The organism is Tamlana crocina (assembly GCA_040429635.1).
Lineage (GTDB): Bacteria > Bacteroidota > Bacteroidia > Flavobacteriales > Flavobacteriaceae > Flavisericum > Flavisericum crocinum.
In genome coordinates, this window is record CP158972.1 from 774775 (window position 1) to 799933 (window position 25159).

The window sequence follows — 25159 nt, forward strand, 5'->3', positions numbered from 1 at the left end:
TCTCTTTTTTTTATTTTACCGTAACTGTTTTTTCTGATATTTCGAAGCGTACGGCAGCATCCGAGTTTTCAATCATTTTTAAAATATCTTTAATATTCTGGTCTTTTGAGAAAACACCACCAAAGAGGTCTTTTTCCATATCTTTATTTTCAAACAGCACATTAAAATCATACCACCGGGATAGGGTAGTCATAATATCTTTAAGAGGCTTATCTTTAAAACTGAAGATGCCTTCTTTCCAAGAAACTTCATTGTAAACATCAACTTTTGAAATTTCTATGGTTTCATTTAGTGTATTGAAATTTGCTTGCTCATTTGGCACTAACACTTTAACATCATTTTTTACATGTAATGCTATTTTACCTTCTGCTAGTGTGGTTAAAATTTGATCATCGTCCTTATATGCTTTAATATTAAATTCGGTTCCTAAAACCTGAACGTCCTGTGCTTCATTAATGACTTTAAAAGCAGAACCATTATGGTTTGTACTAGATGACACATCAAAATAAGCTTCACCATAAACTAGTTCGACTTCTCTTGTCTCTCCATCTATAAAACTTACAGGATATTTAAGTTTAGATTCAGAATTTAACCAAACTTTAGTGCCATCAGATAATTCAATAAAAAATTTCCCTCCTCGAGGAATGGTTAAATAGTTATATACTAATTGCTGGGAGGAATTATTATTATAAACAATGCCTTCACCATTACTAGTGGCATTTTGAGTTTGAAAAGAAACGCCTTTAGCTAAAGCAACTTTCTCTCCAGTTTCCATAGTTAAAATTGCCTTATCAGTGCCTGTTTTTATTTGATTGTTTACTATTATTGATTCTTCAGCTTGAGAATTATTACTATTAAAAATAAAAGTTAGTGCTACTAAAAGTACTATTGACGCTGCGACTGCGCCATATTTAATGAAGCGCACCTTTTTAACTCTGGTATTATTTGCAATTTGCCTTTTAATTTCATCTAAGGAAGACTCGCGGTTAAAAGGTGTTTTTAAATTTATTAAGTAATTAATTCTAATATACTCATCAAAGTAGGCTTTATTGTTTGCATTATTTAACCATGCTTTTAAATCTAAAAGTTCCTGATGAGAAATATCATTCTCTATAAATTTAACTATTAAATGGTCTTTTTGCTTTTGATTCATTATTTGGTGCTTTTATTATTATGTCTTCAACAATTGCAAAAACCCTCCATTTTTATTTAATTTACTTAGTTTTACCCTCAATATTTTATGTAAATGGATCAAAAGAGTGAAGATTTAAGTGTTATTTTAAAATCTTTAAAGCAAGGGAACTTAAAATCTTACGAAACTATTTATAACAGGTTTTATGATGAACTTTGTATATATGCTCTTAAATATACGCCTGATCGTAATTTAATCCAAGATGTTGTTCAGGATACTTTTTTAGATCTTTGGCGCCAACGTAAAAAATTGAAAATTAAATCGTCACTTAAAGGCTATCTATATAGAATTGTTTATTATAAACTTATGGACGCCTTTAAAAATAACTCTAGAAAAAATGATGAATATTTGTCTTTTTATCAATCCTCAGTAAAAGAAGCAACAATTACTATAGATGAAGATGACAATTATAAAGCTGAACTATTAGCAAAGCTGGACGCATGCCTTAATAAACTGCCTAAGAGATGTAAAAAGGTGTTTTTGGATAAAAAGATTTCAGGTTTAAAATATATTGAAATATCTAAAAACTTAGAAATTTCTATTAAAACGGTTGAAGGTCATATAAGAAGAGCATATGCTTTATTAAAAGTGTGTATGCAAGATTTAAATGTTTCCTCGTCTTAATTAAGTGCCTAATATTGTAATCTAATGTAACTTTAATTGCTGTTGTTTTAAACTTAAGATTGTAAATTCCATTCTTATAATAAATGAGACCGAATATTTAATACCTTCAAAATATAAAAAGTATATTTTTATATGCTATATGTAGTGTAATATTTGTATGTTTCGTAAAGTTTGATTTTCCTGTTAAACTATTAACCTTAAAATAAAACCAACAAAATCATTTAAGTTTAATAGAAAGAATATATTTACTTTTTATTGTGAAAATTATCGTATAAATGGATGACTTTTTAATTGGTATTGGTAAACGTATAAAAGCTATAAGAAAGAACAACGGAATTACCATCAGTAATTTAGCCAACAATGCAGGGGTAAGCAATGGTTTAATTTCTAGAATAGAAAACGGAAGAACTATTCCCTCTTTACCAGTTTTATTAGAGCTAATAAGTGCCTTAGATGTTGATGCCAGTAATTTTTTTGAAGGCGTTGAAAAGAAGGCTGGTGCAAAATTCGTTCATATTAAGGATGAAGACAAACAGTTTCTGGAAAAAGAGATTGAAGCCCAGGGTTTTACCTATTTTCAGATTTTTGGAAAAAGTTTAAATGCTGTTGGTTTTGAAGCGGTTATTCTTACGGTTTCACCAAACTCAGAAAGGGAAAAAGTAATTACTGATGCTTGGGAGTTTAAATATATACTTTCTGGAAAATGCGTTTATATTATTGATGATGAAGAAATAGAAGTAAACAAAGGAGATTCGCTATATTTTAATGGCCGTTTACCGCATGTGCCAATAAACCGATTTGATGCAGATTGTACCATGCTTGTGCTTTATTTTTATTCTGAAAATTCTTAACAACTAAAAGCTTTTTAAAGCTTCCTTTAAGATTTTTAAAGTATAGTCGATTTCACTTTTTGTAATGATAAGTGAAGGCTTTAAGTTAAGTATATTACCTTGAATTAATTTAAACGAAATACCACGTTCCAAACAAAAATTCATGATTAGGTGTGCTTTTTCTACATCACGGGCTTTAGTTGCTTTGCTTTTAACAATATCTACACCTAAGTTTAGGCCCAAACCTGTTATGTTCCCTATGCATTCAAACTCATCTTTAAAATGCTCTAATTGTGTTTTAAAATACAATCCTAAGGTTTTTGTCTTTTCAACGAGTTGCTCTTCTTCAACAAAATTAATTACTGCTTTTGAAACCGATGCACACAACGGATTTTTTTCGTGTGTATAATGCCCAATGGATTTATGTGAAATAACATCAAGTTCCTGTTTGCCAACAATGCCAGCGAATGGTACAACCCCTCCACCAAAGCCTTTGCCAATTACTAGAATATCTGGTGTGACAAAATGTTCACTAGCGAACATTTTACCAGTTCTGCCAAAAGCTGTGTAAATTTCATCAAAAATCAAGAGAATATTATTTTGTTCACAAATGGCTTTTACTTGTTCCCAATAATACTTTGTTGGCACCGTAGAATTGTAAAATATGGGTTCAGTTATGAGTGCAGCGATATCGCTGTTATTTTCAATTTGTATTTTTAACTGCCTTAAATACTCGTCGTCAATTTGTTGTTGGTTGCTCCAGTTCCAAGGGTTTCTGTAATAATCGGGTAATTCTAAATGAATTGCCCCAGGCATCATGGGCCCTAATCCATCTTTAAAATGCTTGTCGGCACCAATTGAAACTGCTTGAAATCCTGCACCATGAAAAGTACCGTAATACGATAATGTTTTCCATTTGCCTGTATAATGCTTAGCTAACATTACTGCCATTTCAATAGCTTCCGATCCGCCAGGACAAAACAATACTTTGTTTAATCCTTTGGGAGTAACTTGAACTAATTTTTCCGCCAATAAAACAGCCGGTTCATTTGTAAACCGTCTTGGCGAAAACGACAATTTATTTTCAAACTGATTAACAACAGCTTCAAAAATTTTAGGATTGTTATAGCCAACAGTATGTACTCCATTACCGTGAAAATCTAAATACTTTTTGCCCTTTTCATCAAATAGGTAAGCGCCTTCTGCTTTGCTTACCATATTGAAAACTGGAGAGGATAACGATTGGTGATAAAACACCTCAGAATCTCTTTGGATGACTTGATTTGCCCAATCAGATTTAGATATACTGTTTCCTAAATGTTTAATGTTTTCGCCTTGGTTTACACTCATGAATTTAGATGTTTTTTAAAACTTGATTTAAATCTGCTAATGATTCTAAAATAAAATCGCAATGAGCACTTTCTAGCTGATCTTTGGTCTGTGCGCCAGAAAGCACGCCGACTGTAATACCGCAATTGGCATTTTTCCCTTCTTGAATGTCGACTGCCGAATCGCCTGCCTTTAAGACTTGTTTGGCGTCGTTAATGTTGAAAATTTCCATGGCTTTAAAAATCATATCAGGGTTTGGTCGCCCATCAATAACATCGTCTGCCGTAACTAATGCATCATAATGCATATCTAATTTCCAATTAATTTTGGTTAATAATTTATTGGCAACCAGTTTGTTGTATCCCGTGTTTAAAACTACTTTTATATTGTTTTTTCTTAACTTAAGTAGTACTTCTTCAACTCCTTTTATTGGTGCAACATCAAGTTCTCGGTATGCCTTATCCAGCATAATTTTAAATTCGTTGAAAATAGTTTCTGAGTTTATTTCTTGGTCTAGCTCCAAAAATTTTAAAATATCCTTAATAGCTTGGTGTTTTTCCTTGCCGGCGCCTAATTTTAAAACCAAATTTAAACTTACGGCACTGGTATAATTGCCAATGGCTTTAAAAAGGGTTTTGTACACTACATTTTTCTCATTAATTGTTGTTCCGGCCATATCGAAAACAACCATTTTAATTGCTGTCATTATTATAATTATTGGTTTAGTATTTTGTTTAAGCTTATTTCGGAAAACGCTGGACTACCCGTCATGCCTTTGCCGCCAATTCCGGTTACTATATGCGTGTTTTTATTTATCTGATATTCAAAAATGTCGCTATTCTTGCATTGCGAATACACGCCCACCCAACGCGAATCTATTTTGTAAGTTGGTAAATCCATTATTTTTTTAGATTCTGCTATCATGAAATCGTCAATATCTTCATTTCGGTTAAAACCAACCAAATCGGCATTAATGGCATCTTGGTATTCATGAGAATCACCTAATACAACCGAACCATCGTTTACCTGTTTAAATAGTATGTGAATACCATATTCATTATGAAAATCGGCTTTATTTTCTTTGGCTTTTATGGTTTTAAATGAAGGGCATTCTGTAAAAGATTCATAACGCCTTATTGTCCAGCCCGTTAAAACTGATGGGGCCAAGGTGTAATTTTTTTGGGGTTTCGTGCGAAGCATTTGTAGTTTGCTTACTTCTAGATCACTTTTATTGAAAACCTCTGGGAACAAGGCCTTAAAGTCGCTACCGTTACAAACAATTATTTTTGAAGCCGAAAAGATGTCGCCGTTAGAGGCATGCGCCACTGTTTTTCCGTTTGCTTCTTCAATATTAATTATGGTTGTATTAGGAAAAAACTCAAGCTGATGCCTGTTGATTAAAAAATTACGAACTCTATGAATCATTAAACTAGGATCAACATTCATTTCTTGCGGAAAAAACAAACCGCCTTTCACATAATTTTTGTTTAATCCGGTACACTTTTCTATGCACTGTGCAGCCGTTAATAAATGCGATTCATAATTATTGGTTTTATTAATTTGAGCTAGCTCTTCGATTAACTGAATTTCTTCTTGGTTTGATGCTAAATAGATACTGCCCGTTTGCTTTACCGTAACATCAACTTGACTACTGATTTCTTTATAGATTTCTAAGCTTTTCCGGCCAATATTTTGCCATTTTAAGTTCATTCCTGATGGCACAACCTGCCCAAAATTTCTAACTGTTGCACCTTGGGGCCTAACGTTTTTTTCTATTAACGCTACGGTTAATCCTTTTTTTAGAGCATGGTATGCATGAAAGGTTCCTAAAATACCAGCTCCAATAATAACAAGGTCATATGTTTTATTATTCATGTATTAAAATATTAGGTTGAACTATGGTTTTTTGTTTTTTATTATTGAAAAACACATAGGATATAATAGATATGCTTACTGCTAAAACGGCTACTATTAAAATGAGGGAAGTGAAAAAATTTAAATATGAAATATTAGCCTTTACAAAGTTTTTATAAAACAAAATAATGACGCTTCCTAAATAACCGAAAGCATCGGCGAGGTAAATTAAAAAGCCTACGTTACCTTTTATTTTAAAGGTCGCTATCATACGGTCGAAAAACAGACCTTGAAACGGAATGTAACAAATGTACATGCCAAAGCCAGAAATAATCATCCACAGTACAGGGGTTATAACCCCAAATTGAAAAAGAACGGTTGAAATCCCTATTAATAATCCACCAGCGCATAGTACCAAATGATAACAAGCGAATGCTCTAAAATTTTTTGTAATTGAACCAATAGCAATCATAATTATTAACACTGAAACGGCTATTGGAATTTCTGAAAAAGAATAGATAGCTGCGCTGTTGGAAAAACCTAATGAATCCCAAATTTCGCGGGCAAAATTATCTCTAAAGTCCCTAACTCCTGTTAAAAACACATAAAAAACAACAATTAAGGTTAGTGGTAATGCAAATTCTTTATATAGTTTAGTGCGCTCTGCCTTGTTTAATGTAGCTCTTTTACACTTTGTTTGTTCGTCTTGGCTGCTCGGTTCAGGTAAACGATTTAACAAGAAGGCGAATAAAACTAACGGTATAATAAAGAGCAGTCCTGTAATGAATGGCATCCAAAATTCTGAAAAATGCCAAGAATCCATAACCAATTTGCCTATAGATTTTACGGCACCCGAAGAAACTATAAAACTAGAACATAGAATTACACCTAAAATTTCGGTGCTCTTTCTTCCTTCTAAATAAGAAAAAACAATACCCCAAATCATGCCTAAGGGAAGCCCATTTAAAAACAGAAAAATGATATTATAAGGGGCCGAAACCATAGCAAAACCTAAAAGAGCCAATTCGGCGAAAAGTATAAAGCTTACCAAGTATATAAATCGCTTGCTTTTTGGCATTTCGGCAATTAACTTAATACCTACAAATTTAGATAGGGTATAACCTAAAACCTGTCCTACAACGAGCCATATTTTATAGTCTATACCTAGGAAACTTAACTCTGAAAACGTGGCAACTGTAAACGGTTTTCTAAAGGCATACATGCAAAAATAAGCTCCAAACGCAGCAACTGATGCTTGTAAAATAAATTTTAAATTGTTCGATTTCATAAATTGAAAAAGTATAAGCAGCCTTCAAAAAGAAAGCTGCCATACAACAAAAACTAACTCAAATAAAAAAACTCAAAAACTTAATTTTGTTTTGTTTTAAAAGATTTTGTGATAGACCAATCGCTCCAGTTTAAGTATTGGTCGCGGTACCTTACACGCCAGTAATAGGTGGTATTTGGCTCTAAGCGCTCAAACCATTCATCGCTTAAATTGTCGTTTTTCTGACGGTTTTCATCGTAATACCAGTTTTCAAACTGTTTCCAGCTTTCTATAATTTTTACGTCCTCTCCGGTTTCTTCATTTTTTTCAAAATTCTCGGATGTTGAGATTTGCCAATGAGACGCTGCATGAAATGCGCCAGCCCTATTTCCAATAAATGCTGAAGCTTTTAAACTGGTGCCAACATAGTTTACAGTTTCATTAATAGGGCTTAATGCTTTAGGGGCATTTGGTTTTTTTGTTAATTTCCAAACCGTAATGCTGTCAGAAACTTCGTTGTTTTTTATGCCGTCTTCAATATTGCCTCTACTAATACGCTTTAGAGTTAATTTAGGGTCGGTAGGATTGGGGTCTATAGACACCATAACAAACCCATACTCATCTTGGGTTACGGTAAACTCATCGTAATCTCTACCTTCAAATTCTCCCCAATTATCAATAGCGCCACCAGCCGAAGCTACATTTACCCATAAATGCTTGTGGTCTCTTGATTGACCGCGTGAATAGCCATGTGTGTGCCCAAAAAAATGTAGGCTAGGTTTTCCCGAGGTTTCAGTAAAGGCTTCTAGCATTTTCACTATTTTTCCGCTAGGTTCTTCTTCTCCCGGGATCCAGAGCTCAGATTTATGCGGATGGTGTAATTGTGCAAAAACAAAATCGATATTATCGTTTTTTGCGGTTTCTTCCAATGTTGTTTTTAACCATTCAAATTGCTCCTTTAAATCGCGGTATCCGCTATTTGAATTCAATCCAATAATTCTAGTATTTCCATAATCTTTATACCACCAATGCTCGTGGTATGCAGGCGAACCGTTTTCTGGTAGCGTAAAATATTTAAAATAGAAATTAGAGTTACGTTCGTGGTTTCCTAAAACAGGATAAACAGGAACTTGGGAAAACAAGTTTGCCGATTGTTTGAAAAAATGGTCTTTCCATTGGTGATATTTTGCACCATTCTCAACTAAATCTCCAGGTATCATCACTAAAGCTAAATTTTCAGGTACGTTACCTTCAAATTCATTTTCTAAATATTTAATAACGCCATCGTTAACCACTTCTTGGAACTTTTCTGGTTGCCTGTGGTCGTATTGCATATCGCTCATAGCAACTAGGTTGAACGACTCTTTTTGATTGGCAAATGGAGGTGTTTTAAACTGGTAAATGTCCGATTTTAATTTTCCTGTTTTAACGCGGTAATAATAAATGGTAAAACGTTTTAAGCCGGTAAGTTCAACTTGGTGCAAAAAAGAATCGTCATAATTAACCTTAGTTGAAAATCCGCTAGTTTTTTGGCCTAATTTAGGGGTAAGACCCCATTCAACAGTACTTTTTTCGTTAGTATTGGTCTCCCAAAGCACTTTTATTGAGGATGGTTCTGCATCTTGTAAATAAGGTTGCACAAGAATTTCTGTGTGGTTTTGTGCAAATAATTTGACTTGGAAAAACACGACAACTAATAGTGCTATATGTAATTTTTTCATGGTTTTAAAATTAACGTGATTTGTATGGGCCAAAATGGGCTTTAATCTCTCGGTCTTCAGATTTATCGTTTAAAATGTAAATATTGTAATTGTCGCCTGCGTTAAAAACGCGTACTACAATATGCCCCTCTTGACTTTTATATTGATTTAATTTGCTTCCTAAAACATCTTTAGCTCCTTGTAGCATTACAGTAGAAAAGATATCGCGTTTGCCCGGGTATAAACTTTGTGATGTAATGCGACGAAGCACTTCTTCGCCTGGGTGATCTGCAGTCCAATTTTGCTGAATCCAAACACGTGGACGAACTGTACGTACATAAAATGAATTTTGAGAATCTCGATTTCCGTGATGGTTTAACGTAGCCACATCTACAGCACCGATTACTGGAGCAACATGAGATTCTACAGTGTTTAATTTGGATTGGCCAAAAGTTCCAATTCCCGAAATATCGCCACCAGTGAAATAGTTGAACTTACCATAATCTATCCTAATGCAATTACTCAATGGGTTTTCTCCTGGATAGTCCCCTTTCTTAAATAGTTGGTACGTGTCTTCATTATCACCAGTCCAAATCTTACCATTTGATGCGATATTTACCACTGAAAACCCTGTGAATTTTTCAGGGTTGTTTTTCAGTTTAATTTGGTTTTTAGACCCTACTTTTAAAGTTTCGTTTTCTAATCCTTTTTTAGTTTGATAGTCGATAAATTGCCAATATGCTTTAAGGGTAGCAATCATGCGGTAAGGATCGTTTGCAAATTGAGGTAAGGTTTGAATGCTTTTATCTTTTAAATTTATAGGAAAATCAAAACCTCTATCGATTAATTTTTTGACAGGCAATATGGTGCCAACTTCCATGATTCCGGTAAGTTGATACCCCCCTTTAGCCATGATTCTTGTAGAGTCGATTTCACCAAAATGATCATCGTGATAATGGGTTATTAAAGCATAATCTAAAGAACTCCGACTTTGTTTTGGTGCAAATTGTTTGATGTAGTCTACAATCCATTGTGGTGCGGTTTTAGAATTGTTGGGTACTAATTTCGCATTTCTAGACGATGTTGTTCTTGGGTGTGTTTCAGACATGTCGCCAGCATCCACTAAAAGGGTTGTGGCATCGGGCATAACAATATAAGCGGCATCGCCACGGCCGGTGTTTATGTGGTGAATATCTAAAAAACCCGGTTCCCATTTTGGAAAAACATTGTTTTGTGCATGTGTTTCATGCCAAACAACCAAAAAGAAAAAAGTAGCTAAAAATGTTCTGAGCATAAACCTTAACTTTTGGTTCTGAATAGCCTGTTAATGGGAATAATTTGTTTCAACGTATGCTCTCCTTCGTATTTAGCGTCTAAATGAAAACCGCCTCCGCCATTAAAAAATTCCACCCTAATTAAGTGCCTTCCCTTTTCAAGGTTTATGCTTCCGCTTTTTTCTAAAACGCCATGATCCCCATCGTTATCTGCAATTAATTGGTTGTTCACATAAAGCTTGCTGCCATCGTCACTGTTAACGAAAAAAGTATATTTTCCTTTTTTGTCTATTTCTAAGTAACTCTCGTAAACTACGGCTACTTGGTCTGTTTGTATATCATCAACAATAACCTCTTTATGGGAAAACTCGGTTGTATAACCTGTTACTACAGGTTGCAGTTTTGAAAAGTTTGGTAGTTTTTCCAATTTTTCGCCATAAAAGATTTGGTATTTTACAGGGTTTTCCTTGGTTTTAGGCGCTATTCTAAAATTGCCCAAAGCCACGGTGCTTTCAATTTTATTATTTTCAAAAACAGCGGCTTTAAGTATTCTAGTCTGCTTAAGGTAAAACGTGTCTTTATATATCTTGCTGTTTTCTAATGTAGGTAGTTCATTATCTATCGTGTAGCGGATAGTGCCCTTACTGTTAGGGTTTTGAATAACCACAGCAACCGAATCGGCTTTAAAAACCCCTCCAGCGGCCTCGTAATACCCTGCGTTGGGTAATATTTTTGGGGCTACAGTACGTTTTACACGTTTATAAATTAACTCTGGTTTTGGGTTGCCAATAAAAGCTCCTTTTACAGGGCGACCTATCCAGGCTTGTGGTGTTTTTAGATTAAAGGCATAAGCAACATTAGCCGCATTATCATATTGATAAACCGTTTCTTCAATTTTGTAGCCTTTTTTTATTCCAGCACCGTACAAGATAAATGGCACTTCTACCTCAGCTAAACTTTCTCCTCCATGACCATAACCTAATCCGCCATGATCGGCAGCCACTATAAACATAGTTTTATTGAAAATGCCTTTGCGTTTTGTGGCTTCAATTATTTCAGTAATCAAAGAATCTGCTTTTTCAACAGAAGCGTAATATTCTTCGCTACCATGTCCCATACTATGGCCTGCATGGTCAACGTGATCTAAGTGGATAAAAGCAAACTTTGGCGCATAAGTTTCAATGTATTTTACAGCATCTTTAGTGGTGCCGTCTTCGTGGTCGCCATTTATGTCGAAGCTTACTTCACTTTTTTCGAATAATCTTCCAAAGTCGTCCCAATCGTAAATGGCTCCTACGTTGCTCTCTGGTTCTTGATTTTTAAAAAGGGTAAAAATAGTAGGAAAGGTACCGTTATTGGTTTCAACAACAGGAGGCAAAACATGGTCGTGTTTTTTCCACCCGTTTGAAGTTATACCGTGTTGTTCGGTATCTGCGCCCATGAGCATGCTGGCCCAGTTTGGGCTAGAACTTGATGGTAGCACACTTCTGGCGTGTAAGGTGGCAGCACCGTTTGCCATTATAGAATCTAGAGTAGGGGTTTTGGCTTTGACAATACCGTCTGGGCTCATGCCATCTACACCTATTACAATTACATGTTCTATGCCTTTCGGTGAAACTGATTCTTTTTCCGGATTGAAAGTACAAGAGCATAGGGACAGTGCTGCCCCTATGATTGTACCTGCTATTAATATTGTTTTATGTGTCATTTTAATTTTCCCACCAAACTTTAGTTGTTATTTCGTCTCCTCCAATTCTCGTTGCAGCTGCATTGTAGTTTTGTGCATTTAGAGCTTGCTCGTCACTTGGATATTCAAAACGGCTAGGGTATGTTGAATAAAAGGCATCTGGGCCAGGGGCAATTGTACTTGGAAAGCCCGTGCGCTTAAATTCAATAAATCCTTGGTAATCTGTGTAGAATAGCGAAATGTATTTTTGATTTAAAATAGTTTCTAAGCTGTTATTGTAAGCTACACCGGTTCGAGTTAAATAATCGGTAGGCATGGTAACGTCCCAATATTCAAAATTAGAAGTAACACCTTCGTTGTAAAGTGCTTCTGCGTTCGCATTAATCCAACCTCTTTGTGCAGCTTCAGATAGAATAAAATTAACTTCACCATGCAACATTAAACGTGCTTGATTGGCATTTGGCTGCAAATAAAAATATGAAATATTGAATTTTGATAAGAAAGCATCTCCGCCCTTGTATTCGTAAGCTGGGCCATCTACAATACCATTTTGCATACCTTCAATTTCTGGCGTGCCATTTTCAACCGAATTAGCCGTAGGGTCTGCAAAAAACTCTAATCTTGGATCATCAAAGTTTTTAAGAAGGCCTACAAAGTTTTCAGAAATGCGGTATTCATTATAAGACCCTACTCTATAAACCGATTCTTCGGTCACTGGGTGCGCATCAGGATTGGCCCCTAAAAAGGTTAATGTAGCATTGTCGTTGTTAGACTCCATTATAGGGTATAACGACATGTTGTTGAAAATTGTAGCAATCTCTGAAGCTGCTTTTGTTGCATTTACCTCACTTAATCGTAATGCTAACCTTAAACGTAATGAGTTTGCAAACTTTTGCCATTTACTTAAATCGCCATTAAAAACCAAATCTCCTTTTATGGCAAACTGGGCATTTCCTAAAATAGTGTTGGCCTCGTCTAAAAGCTGTAACAAGCCATTGTAGATATCTTCTTGTGTATCATAAACAGGAGTTACATTACCTTCGTTAGCCAAGTTAACTTCGCTAAAAGGCACATCTCCCCACATATCGGTTAATAAACTAAACAACCAAGCCTGCATAACTTTTGATACGCCTTCGTAACTTGAGTTACCTTCGGTAACGGCTATTTCTTCTAGTACTTTGGCATCTCGAATAGCTAGGTAATATGTGTCCCATTGGCCAGATTGTGCTCCCCAATCGAATAAATCGAATGATGTAAACACGATTCTAGCTCCATATTGCCCCATTAAGTTGCCTTCACTCCATGATGCGCTCACTGCAGTACGTATAGAGTTTCTTTGAAGATTGGTTAGTAATAATTCTGGATTTTTATTGATGCTTAAAGCAACATCAGGATTGTCGTTTGAAACATCGAACTTATCGCAACCAGTAAATAAAATACTTATTGCTAATACTGTTAAAAAAGCTGTTTTTTTCATGATTTATACTTTTTTATTTTAATTAAAATCTAGCATCAACTGAAAAACCAATGCTTCTTGTTGTAGGTACCGTTGCATTTTCTACCCCGGGTACATACCTGCCACCTCCAAAGGATAATAATTCGGGGTCTCCGTGGTTAAAATCTTTTGCCCACAACCACAAGTTATTACCGATAACCGATAGAGACATAGAGCTTAAACTTAAGTTTTTAATGATTTTTGGTGGCATATTATAGGTTAATCTTGCTTCCCTTAATTTTATAAAAGTAGCATCATACATACCTTCTGTGTCATTACTTCTTCGGTAGCGGTTATTATGATAGGCGTTAGCGGCAACAATAGTTGTGTTTGGTGTATAACTGCCATCTTCAAGCTGCATAACACCCGCTCCAATAACACCATCTGTTCTATTATTTCCATTGCTGTCAACATAACTTAAACCAGAATCGGCAATTCCAGGATGCGCGCCCCCAAACTCTGGAGCTCTACCCCAAAGTGTTTCTATAGTGTTGCCCGATGTAGCTGCGATTAAACGTGTTCTTGATAACAAATCGCCGCCTTGTCTCCAATCAAATAAAAAGCTTAAGTTGAAGTTTTTATACTTAATAGAGTTGTTCCAACCTAAAGTAAAATCTGGATTGAAATTCCCAACTTTTCTAAGTGTGTTATCCTGTTGTACTAAACCTTCATTGAAGATAACTTGACCATGATAAGGGCTGTTTTCATCTTCAACAGTTCTCAAGCCTGTGCCCCACATATCTCCTAATGAGCCTCCCTTTTCTGCAACTAAAGAAATCCCGTTGCCGCCATAAACATAGCGATCTACACCGTCTTGAAGCTCTAAAATTTCATTACGGTTTAATCCGAAATTAAACGTAGTGTCCCATCTTAAATCTTCATTTTTTATAGGTGTTACGTCCAGTAATATCTCGACACCATGATTTAAGATTTTACCCGCATTGATGATTCTAGATGTTTTACCTGAAGTTGTAGGTAATTCTATTCCTAAAATTTGGTTTTTAGAAATGGTATTGTAATAAGTGGCATCAAAAGTAACGCGGTTTCCAAAGAACTTTAAATCGGCTCCAACCTCAAAAGAAGTTTGAATTTCTGGCTTTAAATTGTAGTTAGGCAATTCGTTTGATGGACTTGCGGTTGGGTTGTTTCCAACGGGAGTTCCCAGAAGATAAGGGTCTGCCAACCTAAACGCACCCGTATCACTACCTACTTGCGCCCAGCCAGCTCTTAATTTTGCAAAAGACAACTTGCTGTTTCCATTGGCCTCTTTTAGTACTGCAGCGAACGATGCAGAAGGGTAAAAATACGAGTTATGTTGTGTTGGCAAGGTTGAAGACCAATCGTTCCTTGCTGTTAAATCTAAAAAATATTTATCGTCCCACTCTAAATGCGCAAAAGCATATAATGAGTTGATTTGTTTTTCTGGACGGTCTGAGCGTTGCACTAAAGCACCATCAGCATTGTAGAACGAATAAACTTCTGGTAATAATAATTTGTTGGTCATTAGTGAGTTGTAATGGTTTTTCTGCACCATTCTGTTTCCACCAGCATTTATGTTTACACCTAGCTTTTCGTTAAACGTTTTATCGTAAGTTAATAAGAAATCTAAATTGGTTTCTTGGAAGTTAACTTTATCTTCACGGTATTGCCCATAAGGAAAGCGTTGAGTAGAGTACGCTCTTTTTATAAAACGATATTCTGAAAAGAAGTCACGCCCGCCACGAACCATAAGCTTAATATCGTCTGTGAAATTATAAGTAGCAGAAAGGTTACCTATAACTCTATCTTTTGCTAGGCCATTGGTGTTTTCATACATCGTAAAATATGGGTTGTCATGATAATTATAGTTGTAGTTATATTGCTGAAAACCCTCTAAACCCTCTTGCCAATAGTTTCTTAGGCTTTTTACGTTAACCTGCTGTCCCCACCAGATGAATAAGTACATCACAGATTCTGTACCGTATCCATTAACGTGTCGGTTATCAGAGTCTGTGCGGATATAATTTACTTTTGAAGAAACTTTTAATCGTTTGCCAAGGTTATAATCCCCTGAAAAAGATATTGTGTTTCTCTGTAAATCTGTGTTAGGTAAAATACCTTTGTTGTCTAAATTGGTGTAGCCTACACGGTAATTCCCGTTTTCGTTAGAGCCATAAAACGATAAGCTGTTAGTAAAGGTTGTTCCTGTTTCTAAAAATTCTTCAACAGGATTGCCTCCATAAACAAAAGGTGTTGGTGTAATGGTGCCTCGCCTTGATAAATCTACGCCCGATGGCCCCAATATATAATCTAAACCATGCACATCTGCACCTCTTAAACCATTGGCTGTTGGTGAGTCGTGTTGGGCTATTAACTGTCCGTTCATTCTTGGTCCCCAAGACTCATCTACACCATCATAAGTTCCGTTGCCATAACCATCAACAAATGAAAATTCAAAGTTTTTACCTTGGCCATAAACGTCTTGGTATTCAGGAACTTTTAAGGCATTCTCGAAAGTAACTTTAGAGCTTACAGAAACGCCAAATTTCTTGCCCTTTCCCGATTTGGTAGTGATAATAATAGCTCCGTTCGCGGCTCTAGAGCCGTAAAGAGCTGTTGCATTGGCTCCTTTAAGAACAGATACAGATTCTACATCTTCTGGGTTAACCTCGGCACCACCGTTGCCATAGTCAATATTCATGTTGCCTGCTCCTCCTAAAGTGTTGGTTCTAGTATCTGTAGTATTGTTAATAGGAATGCCATCTACAACAAAAAGAGGTTGGTTATCGCCCGCCATAGAAGAGTAGCCGCGAATTACAATTGATGAAGATTGTCCAGGGCCTGTTCCATTTGTTACAACCTGTACACCGGCAGTTTTTCCCGAAAGTGTACTAACAAAATTAGTACTGGTTGATTTTGATAATTCTTCCCCGTCTACTTGTTGAAATGCATAGCCAAGCGATTTTTCATCTCTGGTAATATTTAAAGCTGTAACAACAACTTCATCCAAAGACTCTAGGTTTGGAAGTAATTTTACATGGCCTAAATCTTTACTCTCGTTATTACTTATGTTAAGATCTAATACTTTAGTTTGAAAACCAATTGAAGATAATTCAATTTGTATGTCTCCTGTTTCAATTTTCGTAATATTGAATTTTCCGTCGAAGTCTGAAATGGTCCCTTTTGTTGTCCCTTTTACAATAACATTTACACCTGAAACAGGTATGGAGGTCTCGTCTACCACCACGCCACGTATTTCTCCATTTTGAGAAATGGAAGAGGTAGAATAAAGAATACTAATTAGAACAATTAGTAGTTTGTAATGTGTTTTCATTTAGAAATATTTTACATTAGTTAAAATTTACGCTGCAAAATAAATGTGTTATTTACTATTTGTAAACTTTGCAATGTTATATTATAATCATGAAAACATATATTAACAGTTAATTAAATGTTAACAATGTTAACGTTTTGCCATGCCGTTTTTAAAGTTGTCAATACTAATGGACTTACTATATTGTAGTGGACATAAAGAAGGGGGAACTATCTTAACAGATTTTAAAATTTAAGATCTATGATAAAAAAGCGAGTTTACAGTGTAGAATTTAAAAGAAGAGGGGGGCTTAAACATAGCCTGTTTACAGATTTGCTAAAAAAGGGAGTTTTACCTTAGTCAACGGCATTATGGATCTACAAGAATAGCGAAGCAATGTAATGCGCGGTTTGCAGACAATTAATAAGTAGGTTATAGAGTATAAGCCTGATATATGAAATAGAAAGAGAATTTTACTAATTATAAAAAGAGTTAAAAAAACAAGTTATTTATTCGCCATTATTCCCATTAAACTTACGTTCCAATTCGGCTTGAAATTCTTCCATAACGGGGCGTACGGTACTTTCGGGAAGGTCGGCTATTTTAATGTACATCAATCCGTCTACAGAGTTGTTAAATAGCGGATCCACATTAAAGGCTACCAGTTTGGCGTTTTGTTTTATGTATTTTTTAAGGAGTACGGGCAGACGCAATGCTCCAGGCTCTATTTCGTCAATAATGCGGTCGAATTTATTTAAATCGGCTTCGGTTTCATCGAAAACAAAATCTTTGTCGGCATCCTTAAGTTTTACCTTAAACTCTTTTTTTGGCCGTACATACTGTGCAATATAAGGGTCGTAGTAATGCGATTTCATAAACTCGATCATCAACGATTTAGAGAAGTTCGAAAACTGGTTGCTAATACTTACCCCGCCTATTAAGTAATTGTGCTCCGGATAACGTAGGGTAGTGTGTACAATGCCTTTCCAAAGTAAAAACAGTGGCATGGGTTTTTGTTGGTATTCTTTAATAATGAAGGCGCGACCCATTTCAATGGATTCGCTCATCATTTTATATAATTCAGGCTCGAACCTAAAGAGGTCTTGCAGATAGAACCCGTTAATGCCAAAGCGTTCAAAAATTTGTGAGCCTAATCCCATGCGATAGGCACCTACCATAACATTTTTATCGTTGTCCCATAAAAACATGTGGTGATAATATTCGTCAAAATGGTCTAGGTCTATGGCTTCGTTGGTGCCTTCGCCCACTTCCCGAAAGGTGATTTCGCGTAGTCTGCCAATTTCACGTAATATGTTGGGCACTTTTTTAGCCTCGGCTAAAAACACTTCGTAGTTTTTGCTTTCTAATAACCTAGAGCCGTCCTGTCTTAGCATTTCAACTTCTTGTGCCATCAACGCCGAATCGACGGGAGTAACAATGTTTTTTGGTGATTTTGAAGCTTTTAAGGTGGATGACAGGCCGTCTAGAATTTTCGATTTATGCTCGAAGGCATTGGCCAACATATAGGTTTTGCGGCGTAAAAACTCTGAAAAATCTTTAAGATTGGCATGTTCATTTTGGTCTTCTACAGAAATGGGCCTGCCTATTCGCACTTTAATGGTGCGTCGTTTCTGTGTAAGCAATTCCGAAGGGAGTTTGGCTGTTCTAAACGTATCGTTAATTTTTGAAAGCTTGTAGAACAACTTGCTGTTTTTTGCGTGGAAATAAATGGGCACTACGGGTACTTCAGCTTTTTTTGTCAATTTCATGGCGGCTTCTTCCCATGGGCGATCTACTACTAATTTTCCATCACGATAGGTGGAAACTTCTCCGGCAGGGAAAATGCCCAACGGATGTCCTTCCCTTAAATGTAAAATAGAATTTTTAAAACCGGCAACACTCGATTTTACGTCCTTTCGATCTTCAAAAGGATTTACCGGCATAATGAAAGGTTTTAAAGGTTCAATGCGATGCAGCAAAAAGTTGGCTATAATTTTAAAATCCTGGCGCTGTTCCAACATTAATTTTAACAACAAAATGCCATCTATCCCACCAAGTGGGTGGTTCGAAATGGTAATGTAGGCGCCATCTTTTGGCAAGCGTTTTAAATCCTCTTCGGGAATTTCAAACTTGATTTGGAAGTCGTCCAAAATGGCATTCAAAAAGTTCAAATCGTTATGATGCTTATTGCGGTTGTATATTTTGTTGAGGGTAGATATTTTAAGGAGTTTCATTAGCAGCCAGCCTATAAAAGTGCCAATAAATCCGTACTTATCCAGCTGGATGGCTTTAGCGACTTCTTTGGCAGATACTAAACCGGTATGATGTGGTTTGCTCATGCTGTAAATGTACTAAATAGTTTATTGAGTTACTATCTGTATGGTTTCTGGTGTTAACTGTTTTAACAACACGGTTTTACCCGTTTCGATTTGGTTTATGGACGATTGGGTATAGTGCCGAATAGTGTAAAGCGACACATTTTCATGACAAGTTACTTTAAATTTTGCTTTTAATTGCCGTAAGAGTGCCTCTAATTTGTCGTAAATATTATCGATGCATACCGAAAAGCTGATGGCCGAATTTTGAATAACATCCACTTTCATTTTGAATTGGTGCAATAGGGAGAAAATTTCGCTGATATTGTCTTCCACAATGAATGAAAAATCTAATGAAGACAGTGAAATGAGAATTTGATTCTTTTTAAGAATAAAGCAAGGTACCTTAGGCTGCATGGTTGTGTTTTTTTCGATTACGGTACCTTTTTGCATGGGGTTTAAAAACGATTTAACATAAAGCGGTATTTCCTTACGCTGCAAGGGTTGCAGGGTTTTAGGGTGGATTACCGAAGCGCCGTAAAAAGTAAGTTCGATAGCTTCGCGGTACGACATGTTACTGAGCAACTGCGCATGGTTAAAATAACGTGGGTCGGCATTGAGCACACCGGGGACATCTTTCCAAATGGTAACGCTTTCTGCGTTTAGACAGTACGCAAAAATGGCTGCGGTATAGTCGCTGCCTTCTCGCCCAAGTGTTGTGGTAAAATTGTTATCGTCGCTGCCCAAAAAACCTTGTGTGATGTTTAAAACCGATTTATTGAATTTTGAGGCGATAAGGTGCTGGGTACTGTTCCAATCTACTCGGGCTTGCCGATAATAGTTGTTGGTTTTTATTAGATTTCGGGCGTCTATCCATTGATTTTTTAGTCCGGCATTGTTCAGATACTCACTAACAATGGTAGTAGAAATAAGTTCGCCGTAGCTTACAATTTGGTCATAAACAAAATTATAATCGGGCGATTTGTTCACTTTTAATAAAGCGTCGAGTTCGTCAAAAAGTGCTGCCGTTTTTTTGAATGCTGGATGATTTTCGTCATCAAACAAATCCAATAGAATTCCATTGTGGTATTTTTTAACGTCCTGTAAGGTACTTTGCAATTCGGCTTTGTTTTCAAAATAATTTTGAACCACAAGTTCGAGGGCGTTGGTGGTTTTTCCCATGGCCGAAACCACCACCAAAGTATTTTTATACCCCACCAATTTTAAAACCTTTACCAGATTTTTTACGCCGTTGGCATCTTTTACCGAGGCTCCCCCAAATTTAAATACTTGCATCTTATAGTTTTGAAACGTAATTTTTTATGCCTTCTTCAGTTAAATGGACTACATTCCAGTCGCGCAATACGTTGGCGCCTATTTTTTCATAGAGTTCTATGGCAGGTGTGTTCCAGTCCAATACTTCCCAGTTAATACGCTTTACGCCCAAGCTGTGGCCGTATTTTATCACTTCGTCTAAAAGCGCCGTGCCTATTCCCGATCCGCGAGCGGTTTTGCTCACCACTAAATCTTCTAAGTGCAGGATTCGGCCTTTCCATGTGGAGTAGCGGTTATAAACCAATGCGATGCCTTTTATTTTTTTATCGGCTTCGGCAACAAAGCAAGTAAAAGCCGGATTTGTTCCAAAACCATCGTTTTCCAAATCTTCAATGGTCACTTCAACAGCATCGGGTTCTTTTTCAAAAACAGCAAGTTCGTGTATTAAATCGAGCACTTGCGGCATATCTTTTTTTGTAGATTTTCTTATTGTAAAATTCATATTCTTTAAAAATTACACCAAATATAGTTTAAAGTTAAATAATTAATTATTAGCTAACGAAAACGTTGTAGTTTGCTGAAAAAAACTGTTAATTTGTGTTAACAAACAATCCATTATGGCACATAAAAAACAAACTTTAGGTGAATTTATTATTGAAAACCAAGCTGCTTTTAAATACTCTTCTGGTGAGTTGTCCAGTTTACTAAACTCCATTAGGCTGGCTGCAAAAGTAGTAAACCATGAAGTAAATAAAGCAGGACTAGTAGATATTATTGGGGCTGCTGGCGATACTAATATTCAGGGGGAAGACCAGCAAAAACTGGATGTTTATGCGAACGAAAAGTTTATCCAAACCCTTACCAAACGGAATATAGTTTGTGGTATTGCCAGCGAGGAGGAAGATGATTTTATTACCATTAATAGTCAAGATGAAAACCATGGCAATAAATATGTGGTTTTAATCGATCCTTTGGATGGGTCGTCAAACATTGATGTTAATGTGTCTGTGGGAACCATTTTTTCCATTTATAGACGAGTAACTCCTGTAGGGACCCCGGTGCAGCTTGAAGATTTCCTTCAGAAAGGAAGCGAACAGGTGGCTGCCGGTTATGTGGTTTATGGAACATCTACTATGCTTGTTTATACCACTGGTGCGGGTGTTAATGGTTTTACCTTAAACCCTGCGATTGGATCGTTTTATTTGTCGCACCCCGATATGCAGTTTCCTGAAGATGGATATATTTATTCCGTAAACGAAGGGAATTATCTCGATTTTCCGCAAGGCATTAAAAATTATATTAAATACTGCCAAATGGAAGAAGGAGACAGACCATATACGTCGAGGTATATTGGTTCTTTGGTGTCGGATTTTCACCGAAACATGATAAAGGGAGGTATTTATTTGTATCCGCAAGGTTCAAGAAATCCAAATGGAAAATTGCGTTTATTGTACGAATGTAACCCTATGGCTTTTTTAGCGGAACAAGCCAATGGTAAGGCTAGTGATGGTTTTACAAGAATTATGGATATAGATCCAACCGAATTACATCAGCGTGTACCTTTTGTTTGTGGAAGCAAAAACATGGTAGATAAGTGTGAGGAATTTATGCGGAATGCACAGAAATAAAAATATCTAAATATTAACAAAAAAATGCGAGCTTTTTAGCTCGCATTTTTATTATCCCTCAATTTAGCAGACCCCCTGAGAATAGCAATTTTACTTTTTAACTATTTTAAAAGAGGCTGTGCCCACATCAGTTTTTAGATTTAAGATATACAAACCACTTTTTAGGTGCTCAACGTTTAAAGTAGTTTTGTTTTCTGTACTTGAGTAAACTTTTTGGCCTAAGTTGTTGTAAATTACGGCTTTTAGAACATTAATGTTATCGGGTAGCCTCATGTTGAGTTGTGCGTTAAAAGGGTTAGGATGCAATAAAGTGGACTTTTTCAAGAAATCATCAATTCCTAAAGTGGCTATTTCATCAACCGTTGTGGTGATGGACCAATTGCTGTTTGAATCCTTCACCCGAACATAAATAACGTCTTCAAAACTGTAATTGCCCGTTGGATAGGGCACATTGAATGTATAAGTGCCATCCGCCTCGGGTTCAGTAATTTCAACAACAGTATTGTTGCCAAATTCCAAATCATCTCCAAAAAAGTATTCAATTTCTACAAGGTTGGTGTTTGGGTTTTGGTAAACCTCTATATTTTTTCTAAAAGTATGACTCCAATTTCCGTAAGCATCCTTTACCCTACCATATAGTTTGTGGTAACCTAAAGGTGTGTTTGCTGCTATTTGTGCGGTGAAGGCTTGTTCAATATCATCCGTTTCAGGGTCAATGGTGAACGATGTCCCTGCGCCGTACTGGTAGTCTTCATCAATGAAATACTCGCCCATTACAATATTGTTTTCAACAAAGGGCGCTACAATTTCGATATGTTTTCTGATGGTTTGGCTCCAATTTCCGTCGGCATCCTTTACCCGCATATAGAGTTTGTGATAACCTACCGAAGTGCCAGAAGGAATATCTGCCAATACGGTTTCGGTAATGTCTATATCGGGCGATGCAATATCAAGTACCGTGTTCTGTCCAAATCCATTATCGGCATCCAAAAAATACTCAATTTGGGTAGCGTTGGATTGGGCACGGATACCTAGTGTTATAGCCAATACAATGGCTGTTAAAATAATCCGTTTCATGGCAAATTAGTTATTGGTTCGAGCTTTAACAGTTACCGAAAGCCCGGTACCTGGTTCGGATACGCCTGTGGTAGTAACATCATAAGCTACGGGAATGGCACCTAAGCCAGACAAATTGTAGCGGTTGGTAAGCACCACACCACCAAATGCACCACGCTCGGCGCCATCGCTACCCGCTTGGTTGTAGCTGGAGCCCGATTGCAATTGGTATAATCCATCGGTTGTGCCTTCTTCTACAAATAATAGCGCCATGCTGGGCACCCAAAGATTGCCCGGAGTACCATCGAACACATCTGAGTTTGAAACTGTATTGTATTCTACGTTATTATTGGTGCCACTATTAATGTTTGCAGTAATACCAGCGGCTTTTAGAATATTGTTTTGGAAGGAACCTGTGTTGAACTCTAAATTTAATTCATTAGCTGGCCCATCGAAAACATTATTGTTGCATACCATAATAGTTCCGGTGCCCCATGCATTGTCTGTCCATAATAATTTTTTTTGGCAGATATTGTTGTTGAATACAATTTCTTGTGGAGGGATATAGGAACTACTTCCAGTATCGACTATAGCACTGGTATTGTATGTGTTTGGAAAAAAATTCTGAAGAATATAGATGTCAACCAGTTGGGTGTTTGGTCTTACGTAGCGGTCTATCCTACATCTTTTAACGGTAACCCCGTTTACGTTTACATATACAATTCCATCTACACTGCTTCCATCATATAATATATTCATCCCGATGAGTTGTGAAGATTCAGAACCAGCATCAAATGTAACACGTCCAATTTTAGCATCATAGGTGTTGTTTGAAACTTTAGGGTTTTCAGTTAAAAAGTAACCAGGGCCAATAATAACTAGCTCTTTTGTAATTGTGGCATCGGCATAAACAATAGTAGAACCTTCTACATGCAGTATGTCGCCATCATTTACATTAGGGTAAGCAACAGCTTCGTTAATTTCGCTAAATACGGGAAAGCTAGGTGTACCCCCATAATTTTCGCCAAAGTTTGTGGTGCCATCGTAGTTGGATTGGTTGTTTACACGCCAGGTAGTTTGGGCGTACAGCATCGAGGTCAATAATAGGACGGTACATAATACGGCCATGTTTGAGAGTAATTGTTTTGTTTTCATTTCTTAGAATTTTAAAGGATTAATTAATAGCAATGTTTTCATGTTTTTTGGAACGTAATAGCAATCGTAAAAAAGTGATTTTTGAAAAGTAACTACAACTCAATTATTGAAGTAATTGAAAACTTTCCATTGGTTATTGAAATTTTCCTGTCAGGGTCGTCCTCATGTACTGCCTCAGCACTAAAAGTCCCTGAAGCAGATTCTCCATCAAAATAAGTAAGTGTTATTGAAGCAGAACCAACATAAGGTCGAGCTATGTAGTTTTCATCTAATTCGTTTGCAGCAGTGATGCCAATTTCGGTAGTAAGGCCTGGTATTTTATCCTCTTCATCAACATCATCAATTAAATTATAGGTTTTCCCTTCTGCAGGCTTGTAAATTCCTATGCTAACAAATTTTCCACCATCAATTGATATACCGGAAATGGTAAGTATATTATATCCATAAGATGCTCCTGTTAAGGTTGAAGATGATGTAAATGAAGTACCGTCTAAATTGCACGTTACATAATCGCCATCTGGTAATGAGGTTGTTGAATCACTAGAGCAAGACAATAAAATCATTCCAATAACGCTTAGCAACATGAAATTTATTAATGTAACAGATTTATAGATTCTTTTTTTCATAATTTAATATGGGTTATTTATATTCTTTTAAGTTCTTATAGGATACATTCGTAAAAACACCATCAGTAATTTTATATGTGTTAACGCCGTCTGAGGCGGTAAACCGAAACTCTCCGGAAACGAGTTTGTTTACTTTATCAATAGATGTGATTTTTAGATAAGAATCTTCAGTAGATTCTGTGCTAGCTTCTTTTTCATTATCATTCTGTACTTCAAAATAATGGCCAGTAGGAAAGTCTTCCCCTGTATTATTTTTTGAGTCCCATACGGTATTTGGCCCCACGGTGTTAAACGATTTCTCGTCCATTATTGAAACAAGAATACTTTTGGCAACATTATCTATAACAGTACCTCCGTTAATGCTTAGTTGAAAGAACATGGGCGTTTTTACCAATACCGCAAAAATCTGGCTAAAGCCATCTTCTGGTGTTGGTACAAAATCACTGCCGTTTATCTTGGCAGAGAATTGTGCTGCACCATTTTGGGCATAAATGCTTGAATAGTTAAAAGCGAATAAAAAACATACAATGAAGGCTATTTTTGAAAAAGTTTTCATGGTT

At 36.4% G+C, this 25159-nt stretch carries 20 protein-coding genes; 3 read left to right on the forward strand and 17 right to left on the reverse strand.

The genetic code is table 11. The annotated features are described in order from the left end of the window. Positions 1-10: 10 nt before the first annotated feature. Positions 11-1153: a FecR domain-containing protein gene (locus ABI125_03485; protein ID XCF06927.1), complete on the reverse strand. Its 1143-nt coding sequence runs from the start codon at positions 1151-1153 to the stop codon at positions 11-13. A gap of 93 nt (positions 1154-1246) precedes the next feature. Here ABI125_03485 and ABI125_03490 point away from each other — a divergent pair, with 93 nt between their 5' ends. Both ABI125_03490 and ABI125_03495 read left to right on the forward strand, forming a co-directional pair. After that, positions 1247-1816, forward strand: coding sequence for an RNA polymerase sigma-70 factor (locus ABI125_03490; protein XCF06928.1), 570 nt, complete (start codon positions 1247-1249; stop codon positions 1814-1816). Between the two features lie 275 nt (positions 1817-2091). Continuing rightward, positions 2092-2667, forward strand: a complete 576-nt coding sequence (locus ABI125_03495) for an XRE family transcriptional regulator (GenBank protein ID XCF06929.1) — start codon at positions 2092-2094, stop codon at positions 2665-2667. A 3-nt stretch (positions 2668-2670) separates the two neighbouring features. On the opposite strand, the gene ABI125_03500 is transcribed toward ABI125_03495, so the two are convergent. The 12 genes from ABI125_03500 to ABI125_03555 all read right to left on the reverse strand — a co-directional run bounded on the left by ABI125_03500 (position 2671) and on the right by ABI125_03555 (position 20636). Continuing rightward, a complete protein-coding gene (locus ABI125_03500; protein ID XCF06930.1) occupies positions 2671-3996 on the reverse strand; it encodes an aspartate aminotransferase family protein in 1326 nt (441 codons plus the stop codon). A gap of 4 nt (positions 3997-4000) precedes the next feature. Next, positions 4001-4681: a phosphonatase-like hydrolase gene (locus tag ABI125_03505; protein XCF06931.1), complete on the reverse strand. Its 681-nt coding sequence runs from the start codon at positions 4679-4681 to the stop codon at positions 4001-4003. 8 nt (positions 4682-4689) lie between these two features. Then, on the reverse strand, positions 4690-5850 hold the full coding sequence (locus ABI125_03510; GenBank protein ID XCF06932.1) for a TIGR03364 family FAD-dependent oxidoreductase: 1161 nt from the start codon (positions 5848-5850) through the stop codon (positions 4690-4692). After that, entirely contained in the window at positions 5843-7117 is a 1275-nt protein-coding gene (locus tag ABI125_03515) for a DUF5690 family protein (protein ID XCF06933.1), read from the reverse strand. The genes ABI125_03510 and ABI125_03515 overlap by 8 nt, the downstream gene beginning before the upstream one ends. A gap of 80 nt (positions 7118-7197) precedes the next feature. Beyond that, positions 7198-8817 carry a fibronectin type III domain-containing protein gene (locus ABI125_03520; GenBank protein ID XCF06934.1) on the reverse strand — a complete coding sequence of 540 codons (1620 nt, stop codon included), beginning with the start codon at positions 8815-8817 and terminating at the stop codon, positions 7198-7200. Positions 8818-8827: 10 nt separating this feature from the next. Beyond that, positions 8828-10090, reverse strand: a complete 1263-nt coding sequence (locus ABI125_03525; GenBank protein ID XCF06935.1) for a hypothetical protein — start codon at positions 10088-10090, stop codon at positions 8828-8830. 5 nt (positions 10091-10095) lie between these two features. Next, a complete protein-coding gene (locus ABI125_03530; GenBank protein XCF06936.1) occupies positions 10096-11778 on the reverse strand; it encodes an alkaline phosphatase family protein in 1683 nt (560 codons plus the stop codon). Between the two features lies 1 nt (position 11779). Further along, complete coding sequence (locus ABI125_03535) at positions 11780-13234, reverse strand: SusD/RagB family nutrient-binding outer membrane lipoprotein (GenBank protein XCF06937.1); 1455 nt, start codon at positions 13232-13234, stop codon at positions 11780-11782. Positions 13235-13256: 22 nt separating this feature from the next. Further along, positions 13257-16565 (reverse strand): SusC/RagA family TonB-linked outer membrane protein, encoded by a 3309-nt coding sequence (locus ABI125_03540; GenBank protein XCF06938.1) that lies wholly within the window; start codon positions 16563-16565, stop codon positions 13257-13259. 488 nt (positions 16566-17053) lie between these two features. After that, positions 17054-18883 carry a lysophospholipid acyltransferase family protein gene (locus tag ABI125_03545; GenBank protein ID XCF06939.1) on the reverse strand — a complete coding sequence of 610 codons (1830 nt, stop codon included), beginning with the start codon at positions 18881-18883 and terminating at the stop codon, positions 17054-17056. Positions 18884-18904: 21 nt separating this feature from the next. After that, positions 18905-20155, reverse strand: a complete 1251-nt coding sequence (locus tag ABI125_03550; GenBank protein XCF06940.1) for an aspartate kinase — start codon at positions 20153-20155, stop codon at positions 18905-18907. A 1-nt stretch (position 20156) separates the two neighbouring features. Further along, entirely contained in the window at positions 20157-20636 is a 480-nt protein-coding gene (locus tag ABI125_03555) for a GNAT family N-acetyltransferase (GenBank protein ID XCF06941.1), read from the reverse strand. Between the two features lie 115 nt (positions 20637-20751). On the opposite strand from ABI125_03555, the gene fbp reads away from it, so the two are divergent. After that, positions 20752-21762: a class 1 fructose-bisphosphatase gene (gene fbp, locus ABI125_03560; GenBank protein ID XCF06942.1), complete on the forward strand. Its 1011-nt coding sequence runs from the start codon at positions 20752-20754 to the stop codon at positions 21760-21762. 90 nt (positions 21763-21852) lie between these two features. Here fbp and ABI125_03565 read toward each other — a convergent pair whose 3' ends face one another. The 4 genes from ABI125_03565 to ABI125_03580 form a co-directional block, all read right to left on the reverse strand. Continuing rightward, a complete protein-coding gene (locus ABI125_03565; protein XCF06943.1) occupies positions 21853-22839 on the reverse strand; it encodes a T9SS type A sorting domain-containing protein in 987 nt (328 codons plus the stop codon). A gap of 6 nt (positions 22840-22845) precedes the next feature. Beyond that, complete coding sequence (locus ABI125_03570; protein XCF06944.1) at positions 22846-23973, reverse strand: hypothetical protein; 1128 nt, start codon at positions 23971-23973, stop codon at positions 22846-22848. 92 nt (positions 23974-24065) lie between these two features. Further along, complete coding sequence (locus ABI125_03575) at positions 24066-24599, reverse strand: hypothetical protein (protein ID XCF06945.1); 534 nt, start codon at positions 24597-24599, stop codon at positions 24066-24068. A gap of 13 nt (positions 24600-24612) precedes the next feature. After that, complete coding sequence (locus tag ABI125_03580; GenBank protein ID XCF06946.1) at positions 24613-25155, reverse strand: DUF6252 family protein; 543 nt, start codon at positions 25153-25155, stop codon at positions 24613-24615. Positions 25156-25159 lie beyond the last annotated feature (4 nt).

Coding starts and splice junctions, on each gene's coding strand:
- fbp (XCF06942.1), top strand. CDS start 20,752: ATGGCACATAAAAAACAAACTTTAGGTGAATTTATTATTGAAAACCAA.
- ABI125_03515 (XCF06933.1), bottom strand. CDS start 7,117: ATGAAATCGAACAATTTAAAATTTATTTTACAAGCATCAGTTGCTGCG.
- ABI125_03490 (XCF06928.1), top strand. CDS start 1,247: ATGGATCAAAAGAGTGAAGATTTAAGTGTTATTTTAAAATCTTTAAAG.
- ABI125_03525 (XCF06935.1), bottom strand. CDS start 10,090: ATGCTCAGAACATTTTTAGCTACTTTTTTCTTTTTGGTTGTTTGGCAT.
- ABI125_03565 (XCF06943.1), bottom strand. CDS start 22,839: ATGAAACGGATTATTTTAACAGCCATTGTATTGGCTATAACACTAGGT.
- ABI125_03520 (XCF06934.1), bottom strand. CDS start 8,817: ATGAAAAAATTACATATAGCACTATTAGTTGTCGTGTTTTTCCAAGTC.
- ABI125_03580 (XCF06946.1), bottom strand. CDS start 25,155: ATGAAAACTTTTTCAAAAATAGCCTTCATTGTATGTTTTTTATTCGCT.
- ABI125_03510 (XCF06932.1), bottom strand. CDS start 5,850: ATGAATAATAAAACATATGACCTTGTTATTATTGGAGCTGGTATTTTA.
- ABI125_03535 (XCF06937.1), bottom strand. CDS start 13,234: ATGAAAAAAACAGCTTTTTTAACAGTATTAGCAATAAGTATTTTATTT.
- ABI125_03495 (XCF06929.1), top strand. CDS start 2,092: ATGGATGACTTTTTAATTGGTATTGGTAAACGTATAAAAGCTATAAGA.
- ABI125_03530 (XCF06936.1), bottom strand. CDS start 11,778: ATGACACATAAAACAATATTAATAGCAGGTACAATCATAGGGGCAGCA.
- ABI125_03505 (XCF06931.1), bottom strand. CDS start 4,681: ATGACAGCAATTAAAATGGTTGTTTTCGATATGGCCGGAACAACAATT.
- ABI125_03485 (XCF06927.1), bottom strand. CDS start 1,153: ATGAATCAAAAGCAAAAAGACCATTTAATAGTTAAATTTATAGAGAAT.
- ABI125_03500 (XCF06930.1), bottom strand. CDS start 3,996: ATGAGTGTAAACCAAGGCGAAAACATTAAACATTTAGGAAACAGTATA.
- ABI125_03570 (XCF06944.1), bottom strand. CDS start 23,973: ATGAAAACAAAACAATTACTCTCAAACATGGCCGTATTATGTACCGTC.
- ABI125_03545 (XCF06939.1), bottom strand. CDS start 18,883: ATGAGCAAACCACATCATACCGGTTTAGTATCTGCCAAAGAAGTCGCT.
- ABI125_03550 (XCF06940.1), bottom strand. CDS start 20,155: ATGCAAGTATTTAAATTTGGGGGAGCCTCGGTAAAAGATGCCAACGGC.
- ABI125_03575 (XCF06945.1), bottom strand. CDS start 24,599: ATGAAAAAAAGAATCTATAAATCTGTTACATTAATAAATTTCATGTTG.
- ABI125_03540 (XCF06938.1), bottom strand. CDS start 16,565: ATGAAAACACATTACAAACTACTAATTGTTCTAATTAGTATTCTTTAT.
- ABI125_03555 (XCF06941.1), bottom strand. CDS start 20,636: ATGAATTTTACAATAAGAAAATCTACAAAAAAAGATATGCCGCAAGTG.